General features: G+C 72.9%; 14 protein-coding genes. 6 read left to right on the plus strand and 8 right to left on the minus strand.

The annotated features are described in order from the left end of the window. Positions 1-19: 19 nt before the first annotated feature. Both IE99_RS0107915 and IE99_RS0107920 read right to left on the minus strand, forming a co-directional pair. Positions 20-610, minus strand: coding sequence for a pyridoxamine 5'-phosphate oxidase family protein (locus IE99_RS0107915; RefSeq protein ID WP_030165922.1), 591 nt, complete (start codon positions 608-610; stop codon positions 20-22). Positions 611-794: 184 nt separating this feature from the next. Next, on the minus strand, positions 795-2,693 hold the full coding sequence (locus IE99_RS0107920) for a cellulase family glycosylhydrolase (RefSeq protein WP_245623105.1): 1,899 nt from the start codon (positions 2,691-2,693) through the stop codon (positions 795-797). Positions 2,694-2,766: 73 nt separating this feature from the next. Between IE99_RS0107920 and IE99_RS0107925 the strand changes: the two genes are divergently transcribed. Next, positions 2,767-3,360 carry a TetR/AcrR family transcriptional regulator gene (locus IE99_RS0107925; RefSeq protein WP_030165928.1) on the plus strand — a complete coding sequence of 198 codons (594 nt, stop codon included), beginning with the start codon at positions 2,767-2,769 and terminating at the stop codon, positions 3,358-3,360. Positions 3,361-3,373: 13 nt separating this feature from the next. On the opposite strand, the gene IE99_RS0107930 is transcribed toward IE99_RS0107925, so the two are convergent. Continuing rightward, positions 3,374-4,345 (minus strand): helix-turn-helix transcriptional regulator, encoded by a 972-nt coding sequence (locus IE99_RS0107930; RefSeq protein ID WP_245623106.1) that lies wholly within the window; start codon positions 4,343-4,345, stop codon positions 3,374-3,376. 45 nt (positions 4,346-4,390) lie between these two features. Between IE99_RS0107930 and IE99_RS0107935 the strand changes: the two genes are divergently transcribed. Next, positions 4,391-4,786 carry a VOC family protein gene (locus IE99_RS0107935; protein WP_030165940.1) on the plus strand — a complete coding sequence of 132 codons (396 nt, stop codon included), beginning with the start codon at positions 4,391-4,393 and terminating at the stop codon, positions 4,784-4,786. 80 nt (positions 4,787-4,866) lie between these two features. Here the strand turns inward: IE99_RS0107935 and IE99_RS0107940 are convergent, their stop codons facing one another. Beyond that, positions 4,867-5,592: an IclR family transcriptional regulator gene (locus IE99_RS0107940; RefSeq protein ID WP_245623107.1), complete on the minus strand. Its 726-nt coding sequence runs from the start codon at positions 5,590-5,592 to the stop codon at positions 4,867-4,869. A gap of 210 nt (positions 5,593-5,802) precedes the next feature. On the opposite strand from IE99_RS0107940, the gene IE99_RS0107945 reads away from it, so the two are divergent. Together IE99_RS0107945 and IE99_RS0107950 are read left to right on the plus strand one after the other, a co-directional pair. Continuing rightward, positions 5,803-7,689, plus strand: coding sequence for an acyl-CoA dehydrogenase family protein (locus tag IE99_RS0107945; protein WP_030165945.1), 1,887 nt, complete (start codon positions 5,803-5,805; stop codon positions 7,687-7,689). Positions 7,690-7,898: 209 nt separating this feature from the next. Then, positions 7,899-8,717: a class I SAM-dependent methyltransferase gene (locus IE99_RS0107950; RefSeq protein WP_030165948.1), complete on the plus strand. Its 819-nt coding sequence runs from the start codon at positions 7,899-7,901 to the stop codon at positions 8,715-8,717. 67 nt (positions 8,718-8,784) lie between these two features. Here the strand turns inward: IE99_RS0107950 and IE99_RS33375 are convergent, their stop codons facing one another. The 4 genes from IE99_RS33375 to IE99_RS0107970 all read right to left on the minus strand — a co-directional run bounded on the left by IE99_RS33375 (position 8,785) and on the right by IE99_RS0107970 (position 14,441). Further along, complete coding sequence (locus IE99_RS33375) at positions 8,785-11,682, minus strand: helix-turn-helix transcriptional regulator (RefSeq protein WP_281176511.1); 2,898 nt, start codon at positions 11,680-11,682, stop codon at positions 8,785-8,787. A 153-nt stretch (positions 11,683-11,835) separates the two neighbouring features. Further along, positions 11,836-12,651: an enoyl-CoA hydratase/isomerase family protein gene (locus tag IE99_RS0107960; RefSeq protein WP_157610126.1), complete on the minus strand. Its 816-nt coding sequence runs from the start codon at positions 12,649-12,651 to the stop codon at positions 11,836-11,838. 104 nt (positions 12,652-12,755) lie between these two features. Beyond that, positions 12,756-13,901: an acetyl-CoA C-acetyltransferase gene (locus IE99_RS0107965; protein ID WP_030165958.1), complete on the minus strand. Its 1,146-nt coding sequence runs from the start codon at positions 13,899-13,901 to the stop codon at positions 12,756-12,758. Between the two features lie 138 nt (positions 13,902-14,039). Continuing rightward, positions 14,040-14,441 carry a hypothetical protein gene (locus IE99_RS0107970; protein WP_245623108.1) on the minus strand — a complete coding sequence of 134 codons (402 nt, stop codon included), beginning with the start codon at positions 14,439-14,441 and terminating at the stop codon, positions 14,040-14,042. A 106-nt stretch (positions 14,442-14,547) separates the two neighbouring features. Between IE99_RS0107970 and IE99_RS32350 the strand changes: the two genes are divergently transcribed. Together IE99_RS32350 and IE99_RS0107980 are read left to right on the plus strand one after the other, a co-directional pair. Next, positions 14,548-14,706, plus strand: coding sequence for a hypothetical protein (locus tag IE99_RS32350; protein ID WP_169744402.1), 159 nt, complete (start codon positions 14,548-14,550; stop codon positions 14,704-14,706). A 164-nt stretch (positions 14,707-14,870) separates the two neighbouring features. After that, positions 14,871-15,689: a class I SAM-dependent methyltransferase gene (locus IE99_RS0107980; protein ID WP_030165964.1), complete on the plus strand. Its 819-nt coding sequence runs from the start codon at positions 14,871-14,873 to the stop codon at positions 15,687-15,689. Positions 15,690-15,698: the final 9 nt, after the last annotated feature.

A 15,698-nucleotide genomic window follows, 5' to 3' on the forward strand; every position in this document is an offset into this window, starting at 1 on the left:
GACAAAGGTTGCACCCGCGTCACATGGAGGGAAGCGGGGGGAGGGGCAGGGGCAGTCCCGGCAGGCCGTCCATGCTGGTCGCGACATGCTCCTTCTTGTGGAAGTACTCGTCGAGCGACTCATCGGTCTCCCGCTCGAACCGGGAGGCGTGCAGGGGGCGGTCGGACTCGTACGTCATGAAGGGAACGGCGTACCCGCACGTGTCGCGGATCTTCTCGGCGGTCACGACGATGATCGCGCGCAGGCCGTGCGCGGTCGGGTCGATGTCCGGGAAATGGCTCATCAATTCCGCCCAGCGCGCGTCGTCGCGGAAGACCGGCTCCCCGCGGCCGTGCACGCGCACGATGTTGGGCGGGCCGTCGAAGGCGCACCACATCAGCGTGATGCGTCCGTTCTCCCGCAGATGCGCGATCGTCTCGGCGTTGCTGCCGGCGAAATCGAGGTAGGCCACCGTGCGTTCGTCCAGCACGGCGAACGAGCCGGTCAGCCCCTTGGGCGAGAGGTTGACGGTGCCGTCGCCGTCCAGCGGCGCCGTCGCGGTGAAGAAGATGTGCTGCGCCTCGATGAAGGCGCGCAGCCTGCCGTCAATCCGGTCGTAATTCTTTCCCATAGGCCGATTATGTCGGGCGATGCTTCCTCTCCCCAGAGACGCGTCAGGAATCGGTGAGGGCCGCCGGGCAGGACTCTGGTCGCTCTTGTTGGCGACGCCCCAGCTGGTCGACGTGCCGGGCACGATTCCTCGGGCCCTCGGTCTCAGCCGTACATCGCCGACTCGGCCGCCGGGGTGTTTCCGGTCAGTTGGACGGGAACTGGCGGTTCGTCCAAGCAGTGAGTTCGGTGCGGGCCGCGGCCAGTTGCCCGGCCGTCACGGGTGTGCCGGCCGTCGTGTTGACGACCAGGGCGACGTGCACCGCGCCCGGAGCCGCGGGCGCCGTGAGCTGCAGCCGGTACGCCGAGGTGGAGCCGGTCTCGTGGACGGCCCGGACGGCGCCCGACGCGGGCACGCCGTTGACCGTCCCGAGATCGCTGACGACGGTGGTGCCCGCCGGGGCGAACGAGCGCGGCAGGTGCAGTTCCGTGGGAGCGGCGGTGGCCGATCCCCGCCACGCCAGCACGGCGTACTGGCGGTCCTTGACGAGGGCGGCCAGGGTCGGCATCGAGGACGGGACGGTGAGCCACGCCTGCTGCCTGCCGGCGCCGCCGTACCCGGAACGGGCCAGGTCCTCGAAGGCGAAGGCGAGGGTGTCGCCGTTGACCGCCGAGGGGTAGAGCCGGTCCAGGACGCGCGCGTCCAGCCGGAGGGTGACGTTGCCCGCGTCGTCGGCGGCCACGACCGAGTGGTCCTCGTCGTTCCATCCGTCGCCCTCGGTCTGCACCTTGCCCGGGTTGCCGTTCATGAGCTCGCGGTGGCGGCCGCTGTAGACGTCCCAGTGCCACTGCATCGACGACAGCACCGAGCCGCCCGCCGCCGGCCCGTTCCACCAGGTGCGGCCCGCGACGCCGGAGTCCATGCCCTGGTACATCGCGCGGATCATCCAGGGGGTGCGGTCGCTGCCCGATCCGGAGAGCTTGTTGCCGAACTCCGAGACCAGCGGCGCGGTGCCGAGGGCGGCGGCCCGCTGCCGGATCTCGTTCATGGCGGCGGCGTACGTCCCGTCGGATGCGGGCGAGGGGTCCACGGTCATGCGGGCGCCGTCGTAGTAGTGGCTGTTGAACACCATCCGGGTGCCCAGCGGCCCGACCGACGCCATGCCGCCCTGCTCGAAGAACCCGGTGTTCCAGAAGACGAGCGGCTCGACGAACGCGGGTTTGGCGTTCCAGCCCGCCTCGTCCATGGCGGCGCGGACGCGCTGGTAGAAGGGCATCAGGTGGTTCTTCTCCCAGTCCAGGCCGGTGCCTCCGTCCAGGCCGCCGTCGAACGGCTCGTTGAACGGGTCGAGGCCGACGATGCCGTCGAAGGCGGACTGGGGCAGCCGCTGCTTCATGTAAGTCATGGTCGCCTTGGCCTGGGCGAGGTAGGCGTCCTGGACGCCGACCGGCCCCGCGGACGTGGTGAGCACGCGGTTGCGCCAGAAGTCGTAGGCCGCCTTCCGCACGGCGGCGTTGTTCTGCATGTTCTGCCCCCACAGCAGGCAGATGCCGCAGGACTCCTTGGGGTAGCCGCCCGCCTGGACCACCCACCTGGGCGCGCCGTCCCCGGTGTACCAGCTGCCGGAGTTGAACAGGTGGGAGGAGTAGAGGTCCTGGTGGTAGTCGAGCAGGACGCGGAACCCCCGGTCGGTGAACGCCCTGATCTGCGCGATGGCGCGGTCGAGGTAGGCGTGGTCGATCCGGTCGGGGGCGGGCTGGACCCCTTCCCAGCTGATCAGGAAGCGGACCGCGTTGGCGCCGGTGAGGTCGCGCATCGCCTGGGCCGACCTGGCGGCGTCCGCGGTCGTGCGGAACGGCAGCAGGCCGTTCTCGTAGAGCTTCGTGCTCCCGGAGACGTTGAAGCCGCGCAGGGTCACCTCGCGGCCCCCGGCGTCCCGGAACACCCAGCTCTGCTGTTTGGGAGCGACGACGACGGCTCCTTGGCCGTCCGCCGCCTGCGCCGGGGGCGCGTCGACGGCGGACAGACCGGCCGTGGCCAGGAGGACGGCCGACACCATCCGGACGGAACGGGGGGACGCATGGGACGCGCGTATCGCGGGCATCGGCGCGGCCTTTCGGCTCGGGCCCTCCACTGTGCAAGAGCTCTCTTGCATTTGCAAGAGCTATCTTGCATGCGTGCCCTCCTCCACGCGCGAGCGCATCCTCGACGCCGCACTCGAGCTGATCCAGCGGCGCGGTTTCGGCGGGACGGCCGTCACCGACATCGAGGAGCGGGCCGGGCTGTCCCCCGGCAGCGGCAGCTTCTACCGGCACTTCCGGTCCAAGGAGCACGTGTTCCGCGAGCTCTTCGAACGCGAACTCGACCGCGCCCAGCGGCACCGCCGGACGTTCGAGCGCGGCCCCCTCGCCGGCGACCCGCAGGACGCGCTCGCCCGCCGCCTCCTGCAGCAGATCGAGTACATGGCGCGGATCAGGCCGCTGATCACGCTGATGGCCCGCGAGCACGGCCGGTTCCCCGAGCTCACCGGCAAGATCCGCGACGCGCTCCTGGACCAGGGCATCGCGGAGGAGAGCGAGCATCTGCGGCGGGACCTGCCGGGCGCCTCCGGCGACGACGACCCGCACGCGCTGCTCGCGGTCATGGTCTCCGCCCTGACCGGCTACCACCTGTCCAGCGAGTTCTTCGGCCGCCCGCCCGCCGGCGTCGACCCCGCCCGGTTCGCGGCCGCGCTCGCCCGCCTCCTCGCCGCGCACCGCTCCCCCGGCTGACGCCCCGCGCGGGCTAGCGGTTCTCGTCCAGGAGCCGCCGGACGCGGGCCAGGAACGCCTGGCGCACGTCCTCCGGAGCGAGGATTCTCAGGGGCGTTTTCAGGCCCAGGAGGTAGCGGGCCAGGCCGTCGGCGTCCGGGCCGCCTATGTCGATGATGGTGGCGTCGTCGCCGTCCGGGCGGTGGAAACCCGTCGTCGCCGGGACCACGCGCAGCGCCTCCTCGAGGGGCATGGCCAGGCGGATCGTCACGTGCATCGCGTAGGGGTTCACGGCCAGGCCCCTGCTGACCAGGCGCGCCGGGTCCGGCGGGTCGGGCAGGTCCACGGGCTGGCCGATCGCGGCGGCGTCGATGACGCGGTCCGTGCGGAACGTGCGCCAGTCCTGCCGGGTCAGGTCATGGGCCACGAGGTACCAGCGGCGTCCCGTCGAGACCAGCCGGTAGGGGTCTACCCGGCGGTTCGACATCGCGCCCGACCCGTCCCGGTACGTCATCCGGAGGCGTTCGCCCCGGCGGCAGGCGGTGGCGAGGTCGAGCAGGAGCGCCGGGGACGTCTGACCGTCGTCGGGCCGGGCGATGTGCGTCAGCGCCGTGTCCAGCGTGCCGAGGCGGTCGGCGATCCTGGACGGCAGCCATTGCCGCAGCTTGAGCAGGGCGGACAGGGCCGCCTGGTCACTGCCGGAGACGGCCCCCAGCGCGGCGGCCCGCAGGCCGACGGCGACGGCCAGCGCCTCCTCGTCGTCCAGGATCAGCGGCGGGACGGTCGTTCCCGCACCCAGGCGGTAGCCGCCCCACGGCCCCATCTGCGACTCGATGCCGTAGCCGAGGTCGCGCAGGCGCGTGATGTCGCGGCGGACGGTCCGCTCGGTGATCTCCAGGCGGTCGGCCAGCTCGCCGCTCGTCCACGCGCGGCCGGTCGCCAGCAGCGAGAGGAGCCGCAGGAGCCGAGCCGAGGTGTCCAGCATGTCGCGGCCAGTCTGCCGCATGACCCGGACCGGAACTGACCGGGTCACCTCGTAGCGTCCGGCGTCATGAGCGAATCCACCAACGCGAAATCCACCGGCGCCAAGGTCCGTATCGGCGGGCTCAGCGTCGACTGCGCCGACCCGGCCGAGCTGGCGCGGTTCTACGCCGACATCCTCGATCTGCCCGCCCAGTACGAGAGCGAGGAGTTCGTCCTCCTCGGGCGGGAGGGCATGCCGGGCATCGGGTTCGTCCGGAACGACGACTACCGCGCCCCCACCTGGCCGAGCCCCGACGTGCCGCAGCAGGTGCACTTCGAGTTCGGCGTCGACGACCTCGACCAGGCGCAGGCCGAACTGGTCGCCCTGGGCGCCACCACCCCGAAGGAGCAGCCCCAGCCGGATCGCTGGCGGGTCCTGCTCGACCCCGCCGGACACCCGTTCTGCATCTCCACCCGTACCTGACACCCTGGCGGAGGCCGGACGGCGATCCGGCCTCCGCCACCGTCCACACCGCCCTGTCTATCCCGCCCGGAGGGCCCTGCCTATCCCGCCCGGAGGGCGAGGGTGCGCTGGAGTGTCGCGGCGGACGCCCGGAGCCGGTCCGCGGACGCCGCGATCTTCGGCAGCCTCGCGGGCCGGCACGAGATCGCGAGAGCGCCGACCACGGTGCCGGTCGCGTCCGTCACCGGGACGGCGGCGCAGCCGGTGCCGATGGCGTACTCCTCCCGGTCGAACGACAGGCCGTTCGGTGACCGGAGGCTGTTCAGCAGGTGCCGCGGCTCGGTGATGGTGTGCGGAGTGAGGTCGACGAGGCGGCTCCGGTCCAGATAGGCGCGGCGGCGGTCCTCGTCGAGCTGGCTGAGGACGCACTTGCCGATAGCGGTGGCGTGCGCCGCGTCCTCGAAACCGACCCGAAGGTCGACGCGCGGGTTGCGGGGGCCGTCGGCGATGTCGATCACCTTGATCTCACCGTCGTCGTGGACGCTGAAGTAACACGCCACGCCCAGCTCGTCACGCAGCGCGGCCAGCACCGGGCGGACCTCCGCCAGCAGCTGCTGCGCCCGGCTCTGCCCGTGCAGGGTGTGGACGCGGTCGCCCAGCACCCAGATACCGTCCGGGAGACGGGTGGCGTAGCCCTCGTGGGCGAGGGTGCGCAGCAGGTGGTAGGTGGTGGCGAGCGGCAGATCGGCCTCGCGGGCGAGCTGCTTCGCGGGCGCCCCGCTCGGGTGGGAGGCCACCGCCTCCATCAGGTGCAGGGCACGTTGCACTGAGGCGATGAGAGTGGGCTTACGTGTCTCATCCATTACACTCAGCGAACCCCTCTGGCCTGGACCGGTCAAGGCCTTCGGCGATACCCCCGCCATTAGATCAGTCTTTGCACTCTTTTTCCGGGATATGGCGGCGCAGTCGGTCTCCTCAGCCGTCCCGCCCCGGCGTACCGTCGGAAGGCAGGCACGCCGCGGCACGAAGGAGCCGGCATGAGCCACGTCGACGAACGGACCGCCCGGAAGGTCGCCGAGGAGGCGCGCGAGACGGAGTGGCGGCTGCCGAGCTTCGGCAAGCAGCTGTTCCTGGGCGACTTCCGGCTCGACCTCATCCACCCGCATCCGCGGCCGACGGACGAGGCGCGGCGCCGCGGCGAGGAGTTCCTCGCCGAGCTCACGGAGTTCTGCGCGACGAAGGTCGACCCGGCGCTCATCGAGCGGGACGCCCGGATCCCCGACGACGTGATCGGCGGGCTGCGCGAGATGGGCGCGCTCGGCATGAAGATCCCCGAGCGGTACGGCGGCCTCGGGCTCAGCCAGCTGTACTACGGCCGCGCGCTCATGGTGGTCGGCTCGGTCTCCCCCGCGCTCGGCGCGCTGCTGTCGGCGCACCAGTCCATCGGCGTCCCGCAGCCGGTCAAGCTGTTCGGCACGCAGGAGCAGAAGGACGTGTGGCTCCCGCGCTGCGCCCGGCAGATCAGCGCGTTCCTGCTCACCGAGCCCGACGTCGGGTCCGACCCGGCGCGGCTGCGCGCCACGGCCGTCCCGGACGGCGACTCCTACGTCCTCGACGGGGTCAAGCTGTGGACGACGAACGGCGTCGTCGCCGACCTCGTCGTGGTGATGGCCCGCGTCCCGAAGTCGGACGGGCATCGCGGCGGCATCTCCGCGTTCATCGTCGACATGGACACCCCCGGCATCACCGTCGAGAACCGCAACGCGTTCATGGGGCTGCGGGGCATCGAGAACGGCGTCACGCGGTTCCACGGCGTCCGGGTGCCGGCGGCGAACCTCATCGGCAGGGAGGGCGCCGGCCTCAAGATCGCGCTGACCACGCTGAACACCGGGCGGCTGTCGCTGCCCGCGATGTGCGCCGCGAGCGGCAAGTGGGCCGCGAAGATCGCCCGGGAGTGGTCGAGGGAGCGGGTGCAGTGGGGACGGCCCGTCGGCGAGCACGAGGCCGTGTCGAAGAAGGTGGCGTTCATCACCGCGACGGCGTACGCGCTGGAGGCGATGCTCGACCTGTCCGGGCAGCTCGCCGACGACGAGCGGGGCGACATCCGGATCGAGGCCGCGCTCGCGAAGCTCTGGTCGTCCGAGATGGCCTGCCGGGTCGCGGACGAGCTCGTCCAGCTGCGCGGCGGCCGCGGCTACGAGACCGCCGCGTCCCTCGCCGCCCGGGGCGAGCGGGGCGTGCCCGTCGAGCAGATGCTGCGCGACCTGCGGATCAACCGGATCTTCGAGGGCTCCACGGAGATCATGCACCTGCTGATCGCGCGGGAGGCGGTCGACGCGCACCTGTCGGTCGCGGGCGACATCATCGACCCGGACGCGTCCGCCGGGCGGAAGGCCCGCGCGGCGGCGCGCGCCGGCGGCTTCTACGCCCGGTGGTTGCCCACCCTGGTCACCGGCGCCGGGCAGCGGCCGAACGCGTACGCGGAGTTCGGGCCGCTCGCCCGCCATCTCCGGTACGTGGAGCGCGCGTCGCGCAAACTGGCGCGCTCCACCTTCTACGCCGCCGGACGCTGGCAGGGCGGCCTCGAGCGCCGGCAGGGGTTCCTCGGCCGGATGGTCGACATCGGCGCCGAACTGTACGCGATGAGCGCGGTCTGCGTGCGGGCGCGGTCCGACGGGGGCGCGTCCCGGATCCTGCTCGCCGACGCGTTCTGCCGGCAGGCGCGTGTACGGGTCGAAGAGCTCTTCGACGGCCTCTGGCGCAACACCGACGCGATGGACGCGCGACTCGCCCGCGCCGCCCTCGCGGGCGACTTCGCCTGGGTCGAGGAGGGCGTGCTCGACCCGTCCATCCCCGGCCCCTGGATCGGCCCGTCGGAGCCCGGCCCGAGCGACCGGGAGGACGTCCACCGCACCATCGGCTGAGGGGCGTGACCTGGTGAGCCCTGGGTGACCGGCGGCCCGCCGTGCGCTACGGTGTCCGGGCGGCAAAGGTGAACGCTCCGCGTCCGGGGGACGTAGGGGTGGGTAGACTGTCCCGACCTTTGCGCCCGAGACCGGTTGCCCGACGGGCCCAGGTCTTTCGATCCGGCGAACGAGAAGCCGAACGCCAACGCACTCAGCGAGCGGGAAGAATGCAGCCACCAGGTCAGAAGAAGTCCATCGCAGGCACCCTCCTCAACCTCCTCGGCAGCCGCCGCGCACCGGCGCCGGCCGTGCCCACGGCGGGCGACGGCGAGGTCGTCCAGCCCGCCGCGGGCGAGGGGGCGCTCGAGAACCACCTGGGCGGCGACGAGGCCCGCAACTACCGCAAGTACGAGTACGACACGGTCGCGCCGCACGTCGGCCGGTCGCTGCTGGAGATCGGGTCCGGTCTCGGGCACTTCTCCGAGCAGCTCGCCGACCGCCTCGACTACCTCGTCGTGTCCGACAACGACCCGTACTGCGTGGGCGAGCTCCGCAAGCGGTACGACGGCAGCGACAAGGTCGAGGTCATCCACCTCGAGCTGCCCGCGGACGTCGAGATCCGTCAGCAGGTCGACACCGTCGTGATGATGAACGTCCTGGAGCACATCAAGGACGACGTCCAGGCGCTGCGCGACCTCGCGAAGGTCACCCTGCCCGGCGGCCGCATCGTGATCTGGGTCCCCGGCTACATGCAGCTGTACGGCGACTTCGACCGCAAGGTCGGCCACGTCACCCGGTACACCCCGGCGACGCTGGAGAAGTCGGTCCGCGACGCCGGCCTCGTGCCCGAGGTGCTGAAGCCGATCAACTTCCTCGGCGGCATCGCCTGGTGGTTCGCGGTCCGCCGCGGCGGCGCCGGCTACCCCGACCCGCGGCTGGTCAAGATCTACGACCGGACGGTCGTCCCGCTGACCCGCGGCATCGAGCGGTTCGTGCGGCCGCCCTTCGGCCAGACGGTCTTCTGCGTGGCGCGCGTCCCGCGCTGACGCCCCGGCGTCCCCGCCGGGGGCGGTCGCACCGGTCGGTGCGCCCGCCCCCGTCGCGCTCGCGGGGTCAGGTCGCCGGGGCCGCGAAGAGAGCGAGCCGGTGTGCGGTGGCGGCGGCCTCGCCGCGGTTCGCGACGTCCAGCTTGGCGAGGATGTTGGAGACGTGGACGCTGGCCGTCTTCACGGAGATGAAGAGGGCCTCGGCGATGTCGCGGTTGCTGCGGCCGTCGGCCACCAGGCGGAGGACCTCGAACTCGCGCGGCGTCAGGCCGAGGGGCGCGGCGGGGTCCGTCGCGGTGCGGCGCGGCGCGCGGGTGCGGCGCAGCAGGTCGGCGATCCGAGCGCCGAGCGGAACGGCCCCCAGGCCGCGGGCGAGGGCCGCGGCCGAGGTCAGGCGGGCGGATGCGGCGTCGTGGTCGCCGGACGCGAGGGCCGCCTCGGCGGCGCGGGCGAGCGCCTTCGCGTGGGCGTAGGGGTTGCCGAGCGCCTCCCAGGCGGAGGCGGCGGCGTCCCAGATGGCCCGGTCGAGGACGCCCCGCGCGCGGGCGGCCTCGGCACGGAAGGTCATGGCCTGCGCCTCCTGGAGGGGGCCGCGGACGGCCAGCCCGCGGGCGCGCTCCTCGAGCCGGTGCAGGTCGTCGGCGGCCGACGGGCCGATCTCCACGCAGGCGGTGGCGCCCAGGACGAGGACGGGAAGGGCGTAGCGGGCGTCGTCGGGCAGGCCGGGCTCGTCGATGACCTGGAGAGCGGCTTCCAGCGCGGCGGCGGGACGGCCCTCCTTCAGCGCCATGCTGGCCTGGAGGCGGAGCGTGGAGAAGAAGTCCTGCGTCTTGCGCCACACCATCTTGAGATTCATGATCTCACCGGCGCGGGACAGGCACGCGTTCGCGTCGGCGAGGTCGCCGCGGGCCAGCGCGATCTCGCCCGCGAGGACGAGCAGCGACGTCCGGGTGGTGATGGCGGGGTCCTGGTCGAGGGCGTGCCGGATGACGGCCATCGCCTCGTCCCAGCGGCCGAGGGACACCAGGGGTTCCGCCTGGTTGATGCACAGGAACGTGCCCTGCGTGCGGGCCACCCCGGCCTTGCGGGCGAGGGTGGCGCCCTGCGCGGCGACGGCCGCGGCCTCCTCGTGCCGCCCGGCGCCTTCGAGGAAGTGCGACTTGATGACGGCGTGGCGGAGCCTGGACGCGTGGTCGCCGCTGCGGTTCGCGGCGTCCTCGACCTCCGCGAGGGTGACGCCGGTCTCCGCGTACTCGATGTCGGCGCAGAACAGGGTGCAGAGCGCGTCGGCCTCGGCGATGGGGTCGCCCAGCTCGCGGGCGATGGCGAGCGCCTCCCGCGCGGCGGCGCGGGCGCCGGAGATGTCGGTCGTGAAGCGCACGTACTTCGCGAGCGTGGACAGGACGCGCGCGTGCAGGACCGTCGGCGGGCCGTCCGGCAGCGCCTTGACGGCGGCGCGCAGGTCGTCGACGAAGCCGTGCCGGGCGAGCTGGTACCGCATGCGGCCGCGCCGCTCCAGCAGCCGGACCCACCGGGCGTTGGCTTCCGGGGAGCCGCCGGCGGCGGCCTCGCACTCGCCGAGCGCCGCCGTGGCGATCTTGATGCCGCGGTCGTACTCGCCGGCGAGGTCGGCGGCGGACGCGGCGTCCTCCAGGACCTTGAGGTGGTCGACCTCGATGCGTTCCGCGGCGTCCGGGACCCGGTCCCACAGTTCGAGGACGCGCGACAGCATCGTCAGGCATTCGGCGTAGGCGAGGGCCTTGCGGGCGTCGGCGGCGGCGCGCCAGGACGCGACGAGCGCCCACGTGGGGTCGTGGGCGGAGTTCCAGTGGTGGCTGAGCTCGACCCAGAGCCGGTCGGACGGGACGAGCCCCGGTTCGTTCTCGAGGGCCTCCGCGTAGCGCGTGTGGAGCCGGGTGTGCTCGCCCGGAAGCAGGTCGTCGTGGACGGCCTCGCGGATGAGGGCGTGCCGGAACGCGTACCCGTCGCCGTCCACCACGAGGATGTTCGCGGCCACGGCGGGCCGGAGCAGGCGGGTGAGGGTGGCGTCGTCGTGGCCGGAAACGGCCGCGAGCAGCGCGTGCTCGATGCGGGTGCCGCCGCCGGACGCGTCGCGCAGCACGTCCTGGGTGTCCTCCGGAAGCCGCTGGACGCCCGCGAGCAGCAGGTCGCGGAGCGATTCGGGCAGCTCGCACGCCAGCGTCCCGTCGGCGAGGAGCGCCTCGACGAACAGCGGGTTGCCCTCGCTGCGCGCGTGGACCCGCTCGACCAGGCCGGGGGGCGGCGCGTGCCCGAGGACCTCGGCGGTGAGCGCGGCGACGTCGCCGCGCGGCAGCCGGCCGAGCTCGACGCGCCGGACGCGGTCGAGGCGCTCGAGACCGGCGAGCAGGGGCCGCAGCGGATGGGTGCGGTGCAGCTCGTCCGTCCGGAACGTGACGACGATCAGCAGCGGGGCGAGGCCGACATTGCGGATGAGGAACGCCAGCAGGTCGCGGGTGGAGCGGTCCGCCCAATGGGCGTCCTCGATCACCAGGACGACCGGGCCGCGCTCCGCGAGCCGTTCCAGCAGCGTCAGGACCAGCTCGAACAGCCGGGCCCGCTCCTCTCCCGACGCGGCGTCGCTCTCCGGCTCCCCGAACTCCGGAAGCAGCCGCGCGAGCCCGGCGGTGTCACCGCGCGGGACCAGCCCCGCGACGCCGTCGATGCCGATGTCACGGACGAGTCCCCGCAGGACGGTCGTGAACGGCGCGAACGGCAGACCGTCCGAACCGAGCTCCAGGCAGCCGCCGATGAGCAGGCGCACCCCGTCCAGGCGGCGCCCGAACTCGCGGATCAGCCGCGTCTTGCCGAACCCGGCGTCGCCGCCGAGCAGCACCGCCCCGGGCGCCGCGTCGAGTGCGGCGCGCAGCCCGTCCAGCTCGGCCGATCTCCCGACCAGGACAGGACTCATCACGCGAGCGCTCACGGCGTCCAGCATGCCAAACGATCCACCGATTCCCACCTGAATATCACTTCGTGAGACGCATCCGGATCGCCCGTCCCCGTGTCGTGGTGGTGGCCGCGGCCCCCCGAAAGCCGCGGCCACCGGAATGTCTGATGCGCCGGACGCCGTCCGGGTTCAGCGACCCTGGAAGTCGGGTGTGCGGTTCTCCAGGAAGGCCGTGATGCCCTCCTTGGCGTCGTCGGTCGCGGCCAGGGCGACCAGTTCGCCGAGGAGGTGCGCCACCTGGTCGTCCAGGGGGAGGCCCTCGGTGGCGAAGAAGGCGTCGCGGCCCCGGCGCAGGCCGAGGGGGCTCTTCGCGGCGATGGTGCGGGCCAGCTCGTCGACGCGGGCGTCGAGGTCGGCGCGCGGGACGACCTCGGTGACGAGGCCGATGTCGCGGCCCTCGGCCGCGGTGATGCGGGCGCCCGTGTAGTAGAGCTTGAACGCGTGCTTGGGGGCGACGTTCCGGTTGATGACCGCCATGATCATCATGGGCCAGAGGCCGACGTCGACCTCGGGGGTGGCCAGCTTGACGTCGTCGGCGGCGATCACCAGGTCGCAGGACGCGGCGAGGCCGAGGCCGCCCGCGACGGCGTGGCCCGCCAGGCGGGCGATGATCGGCTTGCCGAGCTTCGGGAACGCCGTGAACAAGCGGTAGGGGGCGCTCTCCCGGATCGCGCCGGCGTCGGCCACGGAGCGGCCGTCCGCCTGCGCCCGGCCGAGCCCGCCCAGGTCGGCCCCCGCGCAGAAGGCCCGGTCGCCCGCGCCGGTCAGGACGATCACCCGGACGCCGTCGTCGGCCTTCGCGCGCTCGAACGCGTCCAGCAGCTCGTCCGTCATCCGATCGCTGAGGGCGTTGCGGGTCTCCGGGCGGTTCAGCGTGATGCGCGCGACGCGCTCGGACACCGCGTAGACGATCGTCTCGTACATGCCGTCCCCCTCTGCGGACACCGGCGGGTTCTTCGAACACCGGCGGCTCTGCGAACACCGGCGGGCTCTGCGAACACCGGCGGGCGAGGCCCCGGTGGGGACCTCGCCCGCTCACGGTACGCGGATCAGATGCGCTCGATGATGGTGGCGTTGGCCTGGCCGCCGCCCTCGCACATCGTCTGGAGGCCGTAGCGGCCGCCGGTGCGCTCCAGCTCGTGGAGGAGCTTGGTCATGAGCACGCCACCGGTGGCGCCCAGCGGGTGGCCGAGCGCGATGGCGCCGCCGTTGGGGTTGGTCTTCTCCAGGGACGCGCCGGTGTCCTTCGCCCACGCCATCGGGACGGGCGCGAACGCCTCGTTGACCTCGAAGACGTCGATGTCGTCGATCTTCAGGCCGCTCTTGGCGAGCGCCTTCTCGGTCGCCGGGATCGGGCCGGTCAGCATGTAGACCGGGTCCGAGCCGCAGACGGCGAGGGTGTGGATGCGGGCGCGCGGGGTGAGGTTGTGCTGCTTCACGGCCTCCTCGGAGGCGATGAGCAGCGCGGACGCGCCCACGGAGATCTGCGAGGCGACGGCGGCGGTGATGTCCCAGCCCTCGCGCAGCGCCTTCAGCTCCGCCATCTTCTCCATGGTGGTGTCGGGGCGGGCGCCCTCGTCGCGGGAGAGCCCGGCGATCGGGGCGATCTCGCGGTCGAAGTAGCCGGCCTCGATGGCCTTGGCGGCGCGCTGGTGGCTCTCGAGGGCGAACGCCTCGAGGTCCTTGCGGGTGAAGCCCCACTTCTCGCACATCAGCTGCGCGCCGCGGAACTGCGAGACCTCCTGCATGCCGTAGCGCTCGGCCCAGCCCTCGCCGTACGGGAAGGGCATGCCCTTCTCGAGGGCCATGGCGACGGACGAGCCCATCGGCACGATCGCCATCTGCTCGACGCCGGCGGCGACGACCAGGTCCTGGGTGCCGGACAGCACGCCCTGCGCGGCGAAGTGGACCGCCTGCTGGGACGAGCCGCACTGGCGGTCGATGGTGACGCCGGGGACGTTCTCCGGCAGGCCCGCCGACAGCCACGCGGTGCGGGCGATGTCGAGGGACTGCGGGCCGACCTGCATCACACAGCCCATGATGACGTCCTCGACCGCGGACGGGTCGGCGCCCGTGCGGTTGATGAGCTCCTTCAGCACGTGCGCGCCGAGGTCGGCGGGGTGCACGTCCTTCAGGGCGCCCTTCTTGGTACCGACGGGGGTACGGACCGCACCGACGATGTACGCCTCGGCCACTGGTGCCTCCAAAGCAAAGGGGTTGGGGTTGGTTCCGTCCCGAATCTGATTCGGTCAGTATGAGATTACATCGCATGGCGTCCGGCGCCATGTGAGGTGGGTCTCGCGCGCGGTCCAGGCTAGTCCCGCACGCGGAGGTCAGCGCCCCGCGAGGTCCTTGACGACCTTGGCCGCGCCGACGGCGGCGGCGCCGGCGGCGATGGCGGTCGCACCGGCGCTGGCCCGCAGGGGGACCGCGCCCCGGGTGCGCAGCCCGCTCGCGGTGTCGAGGACGTCCGCGACCAGCCCGAGGCGGGCGAGCAGGCGGCGCCCCTCCCGGCCGCTCAGCAGGTAGCCGGCACCGAGGGCGATCTCGCGGGCGCCGAACACGCGGGCGAGGTAGTCGCGCCCCGCGTCCGCGCCCCCTCCCATTCCGATCAGCTTGACGGTCGCCTTCGGGGCGGCCAGCGCCGCGAGCCCGAGGGCGAGGCGCCCGCGCGCCACATGGACCAGGAGGTCGTCCAGAACGTCACGGCCGTCTATTTCCTTCGCATCTGCCACGGATGCGAGATTAGCCGGACGTGTCATGTCAGCCGACCGGCGGGTAACCCTTTCCTTACGCGTCTAGGGTGGGACCGAGGCGTCGCTCCCCGAAAAGTAGGTGACCATGGAAGGCATTCTCGCCCTCGGCGTCGTGTCCCTGCTCGCCGCGTTCTGCGTGCGCTGGGCCGCGACCCGGATGCGGCTCGCCGCGCCGACCCGCGTGGCCGTCATCACCGTGTTCGTCCTGGTCGTCCTCGCCCTGTACGGGCAGTCCCTGGAGTGAGCGCGACCAGTCGCCGAACGAGCCGAACTTCCTGACCCGGCGGAGAGTCATACCTGACGAGACCGGCTTCACGACCGTCCGGCGCCCGCGTCCCCGCACCGCCGGGAGAGGGCGCGGCCGGTACCCCGTCCGGCGAAGTCGGCCCGAGCCGAGGGAGTGCACCAGTGCCACGTCCGGCGACCGCGATGAAGGAGACCGGCGGCTCGCTCGCCCCGCATCTGAGGCGCCTGCTGGACTTCGTCGAGCCGTCCGCCGACGACGTCTGCCTCGATGTGGCGCGCGGCCGGGGGCCGCTGGCCGCCGCGCTCGGCCCCGCCGTCCGGCACGTGACGGCGGTCGACGCGCAGCCCGCCCGGACGGCCCATGAGGCCGGCCGGACGCCCACCGTCACGTTCGGCACGGGACCCGTCCGCATCGCCGACGGCGACCCGCCCCCGGCGGTCACCCGGGAGGAGAAGCTGCCCCGGACCCCGGCCGGCGAAGGCCCCGACGACGCGCGCGTGCACGCCGACGCCACCGCGCTCCCCTACAAGGACGGCGCGTTCTCCCTCGTCACCGCCCGGTTCTCGCTCTACAGCACGGGCGAGCCCGACCGCGTCCTGCGCGAGCTGCTGCGGGTCTGCCGGCCCGGCGGACGAGTGATCATCGCGGACCTCGTGCGCGGCAACCTCGCCGGCCCCGACCGGGACCGCATCGAGCGGCTCCGCGACCCCGGCCACCCCGGCGTCCCGTCGATCGCCCGGCTCACCGAGATGATCGTCTCGGCGGGCGCCAGCATCCGCCGGCTGGACGTCTTCACCGTCGAGCGCCCCCTGGAGCCGTGGCTGGACGGGGCGCACGACTCCGCCGCCGCCGACCGCATCCGCGAGGCGCTCACCGACGAGGTGGACGGCGGGCCCCGCACCGGCGCCAAGCCCCGCGTCATCGGCGGCGAACTGTGGTTCACCCAGTCCTGGGCGCACGTGGCCGCCGAACCGATCTGACGCCGGACC

The sequence above is a fragment of the Spirillospora albida genome (assembly GCF_000718255.1).
Lineage (GTDB): Bacteria > Actinomycetota > Actinomycetes > Streptosporangiales > Streptosporangiaceae > Spirillospora > Spirillospora albida.